The organism is Porphyrobacter sp. AAP82 (assembly GCF_000331285.1).
In the GTDB taxonomy this organism is placed as follows: domain Bacteria; phylum Pseudomonadota; class Alphaproteobacteria; order Sphingomonadales; family Sphingomonadaceae; genus Erythrobacter.
In genome coordinates this window covers 37837-48988 of the sequence record NZ_ANFX01000023.1, presented here as the reverse complement: position 1 = coordinate 48988, position 11152 = coordinate 37837, and the positions used below count along the sequence as shown (strand labels likewise).

The window sequence follows — 11152 nt, the reverse complement described above, 5'->3', positions numbered from 1 at the left end:
CGGCTTCGAGATCGGCGCGCGGCGGCGGGGGCGGGGCGGGGCGGCGCACCTGCTGCGGGGCAGCGGCGGCCTCGGCGAGGCGATCGGTCAGCAGCGCCTCCATCGCGCCGTCTCCCGTGGCCTGCGGCAGCGGGATCAGCCCCTCGCCGCCGCCGCGCCCGGCGGTGCGCACCGGCCCGACATGGACCGCCACCGGCCGCCGGCTGATCGCCGGGCCGAGCCCCAGAAACTGCCCGCGCTGGAGATCGCGGATGCGCTCGGCCTGCCGTCGGTCCATGCCGAGCAGGTCCGCCGCGCGCTGCATATCGATGTCTAGGAAGGTCCGCCCCATCAGGAAATTGGACGCTTCCGCCGCGACGTTCTTGGCGAGCTTGGCAAGGCGCTGAGTGGCGACGATCCCGGCAAGGCCGCGCTTCCTGCCCCGGCACATCAGGTTGGTCATCGCCGCGAGCGTCAGGCGCCGGGTCTCGTCATTCATCTCGCCCGCGGCGGCGGGCGCAAACATCTGCGCCTCGTCGACCACCACTAGGGCGGGATACCAGTGTTCGCGCGGGGCATCGAACAGCGCGGTCAGGAACAGCGCGGCGCAGCGGATCTGGGCCTCGACCTCCAGCTCGTCCAATGCCAGCACCACCGAGGCGCGGTGCTGCCGGACGCGCGCGGCAAGCTCCTCGATCTCGCGGGGGGAATGGGCGCCGGCATCGATCACCACATGGCCGAAAGCATCGGCGAGGGTGACGAAATCGCCTTCGGGATCGATGATGATCTGCTGCACCCGGCCGGCGCATTCCTCGAGCAGGCGGCGCAGCAGGTGCGACTTGCCCGAGCCCGAATTGCCCTGCACCAGCAGGCGCGTGGCGAGCAGTTCGGCAAGGTCGATGCCGATCGCCTGTCCCTCAGGCCCGCGTCCGATGTCGATGGTGGCTGTCACGCGCAAGGGATTAGGCAGGCGGCGCCCCCTCGCAAAGACCGGGCCCGCGAGTTTTCCAGCGTTTCGCGCCACTATCTTGCCGCGGCACGCTCCGGCCCAAGCAGCAGCGCCGCGATATCGCCGCGGGTCAGCAGCGACTGGACGAGCACATAGACGGACATGAACGCCATCCCCCCGAACACCGCGACCAGCCCCAGCGCAAGGCCCGCGGGGCGGAACCGGTGGCGCCACGACACCCAGATCCCGGCAAGCAGCAGAAAGCACAGAAAATCGAGATTGAACTGCCCGGGCCACGCCATCTGCGCGATGTCGCCGAAAAACACCGGCACCGGGCCCCAGCCATGATAAGCGATGGTGACCGTGGTGTAGCCGGCGATGACCAGCATGCAGGCGAGCAGAAACAGGCGGAACAGGGTCATGGCGTATCACTCCCGCAAGCGTCGCGGTTTATGTAGCACATGCTACATATCGCGCAAGCCAGGCCCGGCGTGCCACCGGGAGCCGGTGGACGGGCCGCAGGCGGCTCAGCTCGTCTCGTCGTGATAGAGGATCGCCAGTTCGGTCCGGCTCCGCACGTCGAGCTTTTCGAAGATGGTGTGGAGATAGACCTTGATCGAGCCTTCGCTCATCGACAGTTCCTCGCCGATCTGGCGGTTGCGCAGGCCGCGCGCGACGCGTTCGACGATCTCCTTTTCGCGCCGCCCGAGCGCGTCGATCCGCCGCGCTGGCTTGTCGCCCGAGGTCAGTTCCTCGATCCGCAGGGCAAGCCGCGGGTCGATCGTCTTGGCGCCCGCATGCGCGCTGCGGATGCAATCGATGAGGAAATCCTCCGCATCTTCCTTGAGCACGATCCCGCTCACCCCGTGCCGGATCGCGCCGAGGAGCTGGCGGTCGTCGATGCTGGCGGTGAGGATCACCACCGGGCGCAGGTCGCCCCGCTCGCGCAGTGCGGCCAGCGTCGCGACCCCGTCGCGCCCGGGCATGGCGACATCGAGCACCACCACATCGGGTTCCTCGGCATGGATCGCGGCGAGTGCGGCGTCGCCATCGCCCACCGAGGCTACCACCGCCATGCCGGCGGTCCGCAGCACTGCTTCGAGCCCGGCGCGCAGGAAAGGATGGTCATCGGCGACAAGGACATTGATCATTGTTCGCTCCGGTCGGGCAGGCTGATCCTGAGGTGCGCACCCGCGCTGCCTTCGTATACCGCCAATTGGCCGCCATTGGCACGCGCTCTTTCATCGAGCGTGCGCGGATGGGGCGGCGGGTTGCCGGTGAAGCCCTTGCCGTCGTCGCGGATGTCGAGATCGATCCCCGATGCTCCGCGCGTTACGGCGATGCTGAAGTGTCTGGCATCGCCGTGGCGCACGCCGTTGGCGACCGCCTCGCGGGCGATCTGCTGGATCTCGTAGGCAAGGCCGACCGGCACGGCCAGATCCGCGGGCGTGGTCGACACCCGCACCGCCGCGCGCCAGTTGCGCTGGAGCTCGCCCGCGACCCCGTCCATCTGCGGCGCGAGCTTCACCGTCGCAGGCTCGAGATCGGTGCGGCGCAGGCGCTCGATCATCTGGCGCAGGTTGCGGTGCTCGCTGCTGAGGCTTGCCTTCATCTCGTCAAATTCGGCTTCGGCGTCGGCACCGGCGCGCACCTGCGCGCGCAGCGCCTCGATCCGGAAGCGCACCCCGGCGAGGGTCTGCGCGACGCTGTCGTGGAGATCGCGGGCGAGCGTGGTTCGCAGATGCGCCACCGCCGCCTCGCGCGAGACATGCGAGAGCAGCTGGCGGTCGAGCGCGGCGGCGATTTCCTTGGCAAGGCCGGGCGCCATGGCAAGGTGGTCGATGCTGATCGCCTTGTTGCCGCTGAGGATAAGCAGCCCCGTACCCGAGGCGCTGCGGATCGGGATGACGAGCCCCTCGGCGATGCCGAAGTGGTCCACCAGCGGCGAGGAGAAGGTCTGGCGCCGCGCGACAATCCGTCCGTCGGCATCGCTGGTCAGCAGGTGGCGCCGCGGCCGGTCGAACAGTGCGAGCGGCACGTCGGCAGGGGCTGCGAGCGCCTCGGGCGGCAAGTGGCGCAGCACCGGATCGCCGCACTCCACCTTGCACAGCACGACATGCGGATCCTCGTTGCTCCACCACCCCATGTAGATGCAGGACGAGCCGGTCGCCGCAATCGCGTAATCGGCGATTTCGCGGACGGGAAGCGCTCCGGTGTCCTCGCTCGCAAAGTCGAGTCGGGCGACTGCGCGCACCCTGCGCTGGAGGCCGAACCAGACGAGGATCAGCGACAGGAGGACCATGTAGGTGCCGCGGCGCCCGAAGCGGTAGAGTTCGACATCAAGCCCGGCCCATTCGAGCCACAAGCCGGCGGCCAGATAGCTCGCGCTCAACAGGCCGGCGACGATCGCCATGCCGGGCCACCCCCAGCGCACCGTGGCGGTCAGGATGATGAAGATGAACGAGGACAGGAACGGGCTGGTGAAGTCGCTGGAGCTGCTTTCGGTGAGGTAGATGGCGATCAGGAATACCGCACAGTCGAGCAGCAGCGCCGGCAGGCGCAATGTCACATCGCCCCACCAGTTGTCCCAGATCGCCGCCAGCAGAGCGAGCGAGATCACCGCATAACCGCCGAGAAAGACGAACCCCTCGTAGGAGCTGCGCACCGGCTGGTCGGGGTCGGCATAGAGGACAAGCAGGAACACCAGCGCCAGCGCCAGCCTGCACAGGGCAATGCCGCGGCCCGAATGGTAATCGAGAATGCGCTTCAGCATGTCCCCGCTTGATCTTCCCGCTGGCCGATGGCCGGGCCCGTGCCCTCACCGCTGCTGGATGCCCCAAGCACAAAGCGCGGCCTTTTTGAAGGGGATCTGTCGATTTCTCCGGCACTGCCGCAGGCCGCCCTTCGGCCGCAACCACCCCCCCCCACCCCCGCAAGGGGGCGAGGCGATCGGGCGGACTGGTGCATGAGGGAAGTGCTGGCTGGGGCGGAAGGATTCGAACCTTCGCATGGCGGTACCAAAAACCGCTGCCTTACCGCTTGGCTACGCCCCAGCAAGAGCGGCGCTCTATAGCGGCTGGAATGCGGATGTGAAGGGGGCGAAAGCGCGTAATCGCCCGCCCCTTTGCCGGGGCCTATGCCGGGGCGCTGGTCACCAGCCGCTTGCCTTCAAAGTCCGCTGCCGAGTGGCGTTCGCGCAGCTGGGTGTCTTCATCACCCCACACCTTGTTGACGATCCGCCCGCGCTGGACCCCTGGCCGCACGGATATCTCGGCGACCCAGCGCGCGACGTTGGTGTATTCGTCGATGCTGAGGAAGGTCTTGGCATCGTTGTAGATCTGCCCCGCGACGAAGGGGGCGAGCCACGGGAAGTTGGCAATGTCGGCAAGCGTGTATTCGTCGCCCGCAAGAAAGCGCGTCTCGGCGAGGCGCTTGTCGGCGACGTCGAAGATGCGCTTGGTTTCCATCGCGTAGCGGTTGATCGGATACTCGTATTTCTCGGGCGCATAGGCGTAGAAATGGCCGAAGCCGCCGCCGATGAACGGACCCGATGCCACCTGCCAGAACACCCAGCTCAAAACCTCGGCGCGCGCGGGCGCATCGGCGGGGAGAAACATCCCGAATTTCTCGGCGAGGTGGACGAGGATCGCGCCGCTCTCGAACACGCGGAAGGGCCTGGCCGGATCGCTCTTGTCGAGGAGGGCCGGGATCTTGGAATTGGGGTTCACGCCGACAAAGCCGCTGGTGAACTGTTCGCCTTGGCCGATGTTGATCGTCCAGGCGTCATATTCCGCGCCCGTATGTCCCGCCTCCAGAAGCTCTTCCAGCATGATCGTCGCCTTCACCCCGTTGGGGGTGGCGAGCGAATAGAGCTGGAAGGGGTTGTCGCCCTCGGGCAGGGCCTTGTCCTCGCGAGGCCCCGCGGTCGGGCGGTTGATGCTGGCAAAGCGGCCGCCCGAAACGGTATCGGCGCTCCACACGGCGGGCGGGGTGTAGGTGGCATTTGCCATGGCAAGCTCTCCATTCGGCGCAGCAGGCGCGCGCCATCGTGGGCCCTAGCTGGCGTGTGCGCGGGCGGGCTGCAAGATGGAACATTGCCGGACCTGCGCGCATTTCGCTTGGCCATGGAAAAGCTGGTCTATCTTGACGACGCGCTGCCCGGGATCACGCGGCGGCGGGCAGGGAAGGGCTGGGCCTATTACGACCCCGACGGGGCGCTGATCCGTGACCGGAGCGAAAAGCGCCGGCTCGATGCCATTGCGCTCCCGCCCGCCTATTGCGAGGCGTGGTTCTGCCCGGTACCCAACGGCCATATCCTCGCGACCGGCATCGATGATGCCGGGAGGAAGCAATACCGCTACCACCCCGATTTCCGCGCGGCACGTGAGAGCGACAAGTATGACGCCTGCGTCGCTTTCGGCAGGCGCCTGCCGCTGGTCCGCAAGCGGGTGGAGGAGGACCTCGCGGCGCGCGGCGTGTCCCGCGAGGCGGCGCTGGCGGCGGTGGTGCGGCTGCTCGACCTGTCGGCGATCCGCATCGGCAATGCCCATTATGCCCGCACCAATGAAAGCTACGGCGCGACAACCCTGCGCGCAGAGCACGCCGAGGTGGGCCGCCGCAGGCTGGCGCTGCATTTCGTCGGCAAGGGCGGCAAGGCGCATGATCTGGAGGTCGAGGACGAAGGGCTTGCGGCGGCGGTGCGGCGGATGGCGGACCTGGGCGAGGAGGAGAGCGACCACCTGTTCCGCTACGTGGCTGGAGATGGGGATGACAGCGGCGACATCCGCCCCGTCACCGCTGCCGACGTCAACGCCTATCTGCGCGAGACGATGGGCGGCGATTTCACCGCCAAGCATTTCCGCACCTTCCATGCGAGCAGCCTCGCCTTCCAGCGGCTGGCGACCGGCAAGGGGCGGGTAAAGCTGGGCGAAATGCTCGATCACGTCGCCGAGCATCTCGGCAACACCCCGGCGATCGCGCGCAAGTCCTATGTCCACCCTGCGGTGATCGCACGCATCGAGGGGCAGGAGGCGTGGCGTGCGGGCTTGATTCTCCCGCGCCAGACCCGCTGGCTCAGCCGGGCCGAGCGTGGCCTCATTGCCTTTCTGGAAGAATGCGGTAGCGCGCAGGGCTATCTGGGCGGCGAGCAGAGCTAGGCAGCGCAGGCCTCGCGGGTTATGCCCGCGCCCAGCAGGAGATGCCGCAGCGATGACCGAGGCCCACCCTTTCTTCGACATGCACGCCCACGGCTTCGTGCGCGTCGCCACGGCGACCCCGTGCAGCCGCACCGCCGATGTCGCCTACAACACCGCCGGCGTGCGCGCCGAGGCGGTCAAGGCACATGAAGCCAATGTCGATCTGGTGGTGTTTCCGGAGCTGACCCTCTCCTCCTACGCGATCGACGACCTGCTGCTCCAGAACGCGATCCTCGAACGGGTCGAGACGGCGCTGGCCGAGGTGGTCGCGGCCTCGGCCGAGCTCGATCCCGTGCTGGTGCTCGGTGCGCCGCTGCGCCGCGCGGACAAGCTCTACAACTGCGCGGTGGTGATCGCGCGCGGCACGATCCTGGGCATTGTCCCCAAGAGCTTCCTGCCCAATTACCGCGAGTTCTACGAAAAGCGCCACTTCGCCCACGGGCGCGGGTGCACCGACCTGTGGATCGACGTCGGGGGCGAGGACGTGCCCTTCGGCACCGACCTGGTCTTTGCCGCCGCCAACCTTCCCGGCTTCCGCTTCGGGGTCGAGATCTGCGAGGATTTCTGGGCTCCCGTCCCGCCGGGGATGCAGGCCGCGATGGCGGGCGCGCTGATCCTGTGCAACCTTTCGGCCTCGCCCGTCACCATCGGGCGCGCGGACGACCGCCACCTGCACTGCCGCTCCTCGGCTGCCCGCGCGATAGCCGCCTACGTCTATTCGGCGAGCGGCCACGGGGAGAGCACCACCGATCTTGCCTGGGACGGTCAGGGCGTCGTCTACGAGATGGGCAGCCTGCTCGCGCAATCGGAACGCTTCGACCGCGCGGGCGAGCTTACCATCGTCGACATCGACACCGAAAGGCTTGCCGCCGAGCGGATGCGCAACCAGACCTTCGCGGACGCTGCCGAATGGGCCGGGCGGCCCGAAGACACCTACCGCCGCATCGAATTCGCCCATGCCTGGCGCGCCGGCGACATCGGCCTCGTCCGCCCCGTGGCGCGCTTTCCCTTCGTGCCCGACCGGCCCGAGAAGCTCGACGAGGACTGCTACGAGGCCTTCAACATCCAGGTCGATGCCCTGATGCGCCGCATCCAGTCGACCGGGGCAAAGAGCCTCGTCATCGGCATTTCCGGCGGGCTCGACAGCACCCACGCGCTGATTGTCGCGGCCAAGGCCTGCGACCGGCTGGGCCTGCCGCGAAGCACGATCCGCGGCTACACCATGCCCGGCTTCGGCACCTCTGAAGGCACCAAGACCAACGCCCACCGTCTGATGCAGGCGCTGGAAATCACCGCAGGCGAGATCGACATCCGCCCCGCCGCGCAAAAGATGCTCGAGGATATCGGCCACCCCTTTGCCGCGGGCGAGCCGGTGCATGACGTGACCTTCGAGAACGTGCAGGCCGGCCTCAGGACCGATTACCTGTTCCGCCTCGCCGGACAGCACAAGGGTTTCGTGGTCGGCACCGGTGACCTCAGCGAACTCGCCCTGGGCTGGTGCACCTATGGCGTGGGCGATCATATGAGCCACTACGGGGTCAATGCCGGCGTGCCCAAGACGCTGATCCAGTACCTGATCCGCTGGGTGATTGCGACCGGCCAGTTCACCCGTCCTTGCGCCGAGGTGCTGGCCAGCGTGCTCGACACCGAGATCAGCCCCGAGCTGGTGCCGCCGGGCGCCGACGGGCAGGTGCAATCGACCGAGAGCCTCGTGGGCCGTTACGAACTCAACGACTTCTTCCTCCACCACATCATCCGCTTCGGCCAGCGTCCCTCAAAGGTCGCCTTCCTGGCGTGGCATGCGTGGAAGGAGGCGGCTGCGGGAATGTGGCCTGCCGGCTTCCCGGAAACTTGCAAGAACGCCTACGACCTGGCCACCATCGCTGCCTGGCTCGACAAGTTCTGCGCGCGCTTCTTCGGTTTCTCGCAGTTCAAGCGTTCCGCGCTTCCCAACGGCCCCAAGGTCTCCTCGGCAGGCGCGTTGTCCCCGCGGGGCGACTGGCGCGCCCCGTCCGATGCGGTCGCAAGCGTGTGGCGCGAGGAGCTGCGGGGGGCTCTGCCGGACGAGGTGGCGAGCAAACTTCCCACCTGATGCCGCGCCAGCTTCCTCTCTCCGCGCTCGGCATCATGCTGCTTTGCAATGTTGCCTGGGCGCTCAATGTGGTGGTCAGCAAGATCGCGGTGGCAACGCTTGGCCTGCCGCCGCTGTTTTACACCGCGCTGCGTTCGGCGACCGTGATCGCTGTGCTGTTTCCGCTGCTGCTGCGCGCGCGGCCGGAGCGTTTGCCCCACGTCCTGCTGATCGGCTTTGCGATCACCGGGGGGAGCTTTGGCCTCCAGTTCATCGGGCTCCAGACCGCGAGCCCTTCGGCGGTCGGGATCGTCAACCTGTCGGGCGCGCCGCTGACCGTGCTCTTCGCGATCCTGTTCCTCGGCGAGGAGGTGCGCTGGCGGCGCGGGATCGGGATGGCGCTGGCGCTGGGCGGGGTGGGCCTCGCGATCGGCGCGCCGTCGGATGCGGGCGATCCGGTGGGCCTCGGCTTTGCCTTTGCAGGCGTGCTGGTCGGGGCCTTCGCGTCGGTGTTCGTCAAGCGCCTCGATATCGGCTCGGCGCGCTTGCAGGCCTGGGCGGGGCTGGCCTCGCTGTGCGTGATGCTGCCTGCGACCATGGCATTGGAGACTGGGCAGATTGCCGCCGTCAGCGCCGCGCCGCTGGCAGTGGCGGCCTGCGTGCTGTTTGCCGGCGTGATCGTCTCGGTCGGCGCGCATTCGGCCTATTTCATGCTGTTCCAGCGCTATGACGCCAACCTCATCGTTCCGCTGACGCTGTTCACCCCGCTGCTGACCATCGCCTTCGGCACATGGCTGACCGGCGATACCATCGGCTGGCCGCTGATCGTGGGCGGGACGATGGCGCTGACGGGTGTCGCGATCATCGTCATCCGGCCGACCCGCAAGCTGTTCAAGCCGCGGCTGGTGCGGCCCGAGAGCTGACACGCGAAGGACCGGCGCACCGCGGGGTGCACCGGCCCTTGCGCGTCGCCGGTCGGGGTTCAGCCGCGGTCGAGCGACAGGCGGCCCGGGCCGAAGGCGGCGAGCTGGAACATGCCGCCGGCGATCGCGAGGTTCTTGAGAAAACTCGTGAACTGCATCTGGTCGGCGAAATCGGCGTGGAAGATCGCCGCGGCAAGGATGCTGAACACCCCGAGCCCGATTGCCGCCGCACGGGTGCGGTAGCCCGCGATCAGCAGGCACGCGCCGACCACTTCCAGGGCGATCGTGGCGTAGGTGAGGCCGGACGCAAAGGGCAGGCCGACGCTCGCGATATAGCCGGCGGTGCCTTCGATGGCGGCGAGCTTGCCCAGCCCGGCGATCAGGAACAGGCCGGCAAGCAGCAGGCGGGCGGTGAGCGCGGCAGCATCCTGCGTCGAGGTGGAGGGGGAGGTTTGCGGGAGGGAGGCAGTGATATCGTTCATGATGGTTCTCCTGGAGAGGAAGGTTGCAAGGCAGGGGAGGAAGAAGGGTGGGCGGAGGATGTTGCGCCCCTTGCCGGCCGCCGCCCCCCCCCGTCCCTGTGGATCGCCGGTCAGGCGGCGAGCTTCAGTGCGGCATCCCTGGCAGCGGCGATCTTCGCCTCGCCATCCACGCCCATGATCCCGTCAGCCGCGACGATCGCGACATCGGTGATCCCGAGGAAGCCGAGGAAGAAGGTCAGCCAGCGGCTCATGAAGTCGAAGTCCGCGCCCACAGGCGTGCCGCCGGTGGCGATGGCGAGATAGGCCTTCTTGCCCCCCAACAGGCCTTCCGGACCATTGGCGGTGTACTGGAAGGTGGTCCCGGCACGCGCCACCAAATCGGCCCAGGCCTTGAGGCTCGCCGGCGGGCCGAAATTGTAGACCGGGCTTGCGATCACGATCGTGTCGGCGGCCTGCAATTCGGCGATCAATTCGTCGGCGATGGCGGCGAGTTCGGCCTGCTCCGGGCTGCGCTCGGCCGCCGGGGTGAGGTTCGCGGCAAAGCGCTCGGCGCTGACGAAGGGCAGATCGTTCGCGGCAAGGTCACGGGTGGTGACGCTCGCGCCCGTTTTGGCGGCGAGGCCGTCCACGATGCTCTGGCCGAGCTGGCGCGAGACGCTCTCGGCGTCCGAACGGATGCTGGCGGTGATGGCGAGGATGTTGCTCATGGTGATGGCTCCTTGGGGGTGAGAGGTGGAATCTCCCCTCCCGCGAGGGGGAGGGGGAGTTAGGGCTTAAGCCGCGTCGACCAGCACGACTTCGCTGTCTTCCACGGCTGTGATCGTCACCGATTCCTGTCCGGTGATCGCCACGCCGTCGCGGGCATTCGCCTCGACCGCTTCGATCCGCACCTTGCCGGTGGCGGGGACGAGGTAGAGGTGGCGGTCGGCCGACCGGGGCGTGTAGGTCACGCTCTCGCCCGCCAGAATCGTCGCGCCCAGCACCCGCGCATCGGCGCGGATCGGGAGAGCGTCGTGATCATTCGCAACGCCGCTCGCCAAGGGCACGAAGGCGCCCGCACGGTCATCCTTGGGGAACTGGCGCGCCCCCCAGCTGGGCTGGCCGCCGCGGGCATCGGGGATGATCCAGATCTGGAAGATCCGGGTTTCCTCGTCCTCGAGGTTGTATTCCGAGAGGGTGACACCGCTCCCGGCGCTCATCACTTGCACGTCGCCCGCTTCGGTGCGGCCCTGGTTGCCCAGCGAATCGCGGTGGGTGATCGCGCCGGCGCGGACGTAGGTGATGATCTCCATGTCGCTGTGCGGATGCGGCGGGAAGCCCGACTTCGATGCGATCGCATCGTCGTTCCAGACCCTGAGCGCGCCCCAGTTGACGCGCGAGGGATCATGGTAGCCCGCGAAAGAAAAGTGGTGGTGCGCATCGAGCCAGCCGTGGTTGGCAGCGCCAAGCGTGTTGAAGGGCCTGAGTTCGATCATGGCGGATCTCCTTGGGTTCTTCGTTGAGGCGGAGATAAGCCGAAGATGCCTTCCGGATAACTGCGATAAAACTTGCCA

The 11152-nt window shown here is 67.8% G+C and carries 11 protein-coding genes and 1 tRNA gene; 3 read left to right on the top strand and 9 right to left on the bottom strand.

What is annotated here, in order from left to right; translation table 11 throughout:
* The 6 genes from D620_RS0107495 to yghU form a co-directional block, all read right to left on the bottom strand.
* The coding region (locus D620_RS0107495; protein ID WP_017665182.1) for an ATP-binding protein at positions 1 to 931 on the bottom strand (931 nt) is incomplete at its 3' end.
* A 71-nt stretch (positions 932 to 1002) separates the two neighbouring features.
* Positions 1003 to 1350 carry a hypothetical protein gene (locus D620_RS0107490; RefSeq protein ID WP_017665181.1) on the bottom strand — a complete coding sequence of 116 codons (348 nt, stop codon included), beginning with the start codon at positions 1348 to 1350 and terminating at the stop codon, positions 1003 to 1005.
* Between the two features lie 105 nt (positions 1351 to 1455).
* Entirely contained in the window at positions 1456 to 2079 is a 624-nt protein-coding gene (locus tag D620_RS0107485; RefSeq protein ID WP_017665180.1) for a response regulator, read from the bottom strand.
* Positions 2076 to 3701 carry a sensor histidine kinase gene (locus D620_RS0107480; protein ID WP_017665179.1) on the bottom strand — a complete coding sequence of 542 codons (1626 nt, stop codon included), beginning with the start codon at positions 3699 to 3701 and terminating at the stop codon, positions 2076 to 2078. Before D620_RS0107480 ends, D620_RS0107485 begins: the two co-directional genes overlap by 4 nt.
* 205 nt (positions 3702 to 3906) lie before the next feature.
* Positions 3907 to 3981: transfer RNA gene (locus tag D620_RS0107475), tRNA-Gln, on the bottom strand.
* 81 nt (positions 3982 to 4062) lie between these two features.
* Positions 4063 to 4938, bottom strand: a complete 876-nt coding sequence (gene yghU, locus D620_RS0107470) for a glutathione-dependent disulfide-bond oxidoreductase (protein ID WP_017665178.1) — start codon at positions 4936 to 4938, stop codon at positions 4063 to 4065.
* A gap of 114 nt (positions 4939 to 5052) precedes the next feature.
* On the opposite strand from yghU, the gene D620_RS0107465 reads away from it, so the two are divergent.
* The 3 genes from D620_RS0107465 to D620_RS0107455 are packed head-to-tail and all read left to right on the top strand — an operon-like array spanning position 5053 to position 9117.
* Positions 5053 to 6084 carry a DNA topoisomerase IB gene (locus tag D620_RS0107465; protein ID WP_017665177.1) on the top strand — a complete coding sequence of 344 codons (1032 nt, stop codon included), beginning with the start codon at positions 5053 to 5055 and terminating at the stop codon, positions 6082 to 6084.
* A 52-nt stretch (positions 6085 to 6136) separates the two neighbouring features.
* A complete protein-coding gene (locus tag D620_RS0107460; RefSeq protein ID WP_017665176.1) occupies positions 6137 to 8215 on the top strand; it encodes an NAD(+) synthase in 2079 nt (692 codons plus the stop codon).
* Positions 8215 to 9117 (top strand): DMT family transporter, encoded by a 903-nt coding sequence (locus tag D620_RS0107455; RefSeq protein ID WP_017665175.1) that lies wholly within the window; start codon positions 8215 to 8217, stop codon positions 9115 to 9117. The genes D620_RS0107460 and D620_RS0107455 overlap by 1 nt, the downstream gene beginning before the upstream one ends.
* Positions 9118 to 9176: 59 nt before the next feature.
* Here the strand turns inward: D620_RS0107455 and D620_RS0107450 are convergent, their stop codons facing one another.
* The 3 genes from D620_RS0107450 to D620_RS0107440 all read right to left on the bottom strand — a co-directional run bounded on the left by D620_RS0107450 (position 9177) and on the right by D620_RS0107440 (position 11074).
* Positions 9177 to 9599, bottom strand: a complete 423-nt coding sequence (locus D620_RS0107450) for a DoxX family protein (protein WP_017665174.1) — start codon at positions 9597 to 9599, stop codon at positions 9177 to 9179.
* Between the two features lie 110 nt (positions 9600 to 9709).
* Positions 9710 to 10306 carry an FMN-dependent NADH-azoreductase gene (locus D620_RS0107445; protein ID WP_017665173.1) on the bottom strand — a complete coding sequence of 199 codons (597 nt, stop codon included), beginning with the start codon at positions 10304 to 10306 and terminating at the stop codon, positions 9710 to 9712.
* A gap of 66 nt (positions 10307 to 10372) precedes the next feature.
* Entirely contained in the window at positions 10373 to 11074 is a 702-nt protein-coding gene (locus D620_RS0107440) for a pirin family protein (RefSeq protein ID WP_017665172.1), read from the bottom strand.
* Positions 11075 to 11152: the final 78 nt, after the last annotated feature.

Excerpts from the sequence above, each read along its gene's own strand:
- D620_RS0107490 (WP_017665181.1), bottom strand. The coding sequence starts at position 1,350 with ATGACCCTGTTCCGCCTGTTTCTGCTCGCCTGCATGCTGGTCATCGCC.
- D620_RS0107485 (WP_017665180.1), bottom strand. The coding sequence starts at position 2,079 with ATGATCAATGTCCTTGTCGCCGATGACCATCCTTTCCTGCGCGCCGGG.
- D620_RS0107480 (WP_017665179.1), bottom strand. The coding sequence starts at position 3,701 with ATGCTGAAGCGCATTCTCGATTACCATTCGGGCCGCGGCATTGCCCTG.
- yghU (WP_017665178.1), bottom strand. The coding sequence starts at position 4,938 with ATGGCAAATGCCACCTACACCCCGCCCGCCGTGTGGAGCGCCGATACC.
- D620_RS0107465 (WP_017665177.1), top strand. The coding sequence starts at position 5,053 with ATGGAAAAGCTGGTCTATCTTGACGACGCGCTGCCCGGGATCACGCGG.
- D620_RS0107460 (WP_017665176.1), top strand. The coding sequence starts at position 6,137 with ATGACCGAGGCCCACCCTTTCTTCGACATGCACGCCCACGGCTTCGTG.
- D620_RS0107455 (WP_017665175.1), top strand. The coding sequence starts at position 8,215 with ATGCCGCGCCAGCTTCCTCTCTCCGCGCTCGGCATCATGCTGCTTTGC.
- D620_RS0107450 (WP_017665174.1), bottom strand. The coding sequence starts at position 9,599 with ATGAACGATATCACTGCCTCCCTCCCGCAAACCTCCCCCTCCACCTCG.
- D620_RS0107445 (WP_017665173.1), bottom strand. The coding sequence starts at position 10,306 with ATGAGCAACATCCTCGCCATCACCGCCAGCATCCGTTCGGACGCCGAG.
- D620_RS0107440 (WP_017665172.1), bottom strand. The coding sequence starts at position 11,074 with ATGATCGAACTCAGGCCCTTCAACACGCTTGGCGCTGCCAACCACGGC.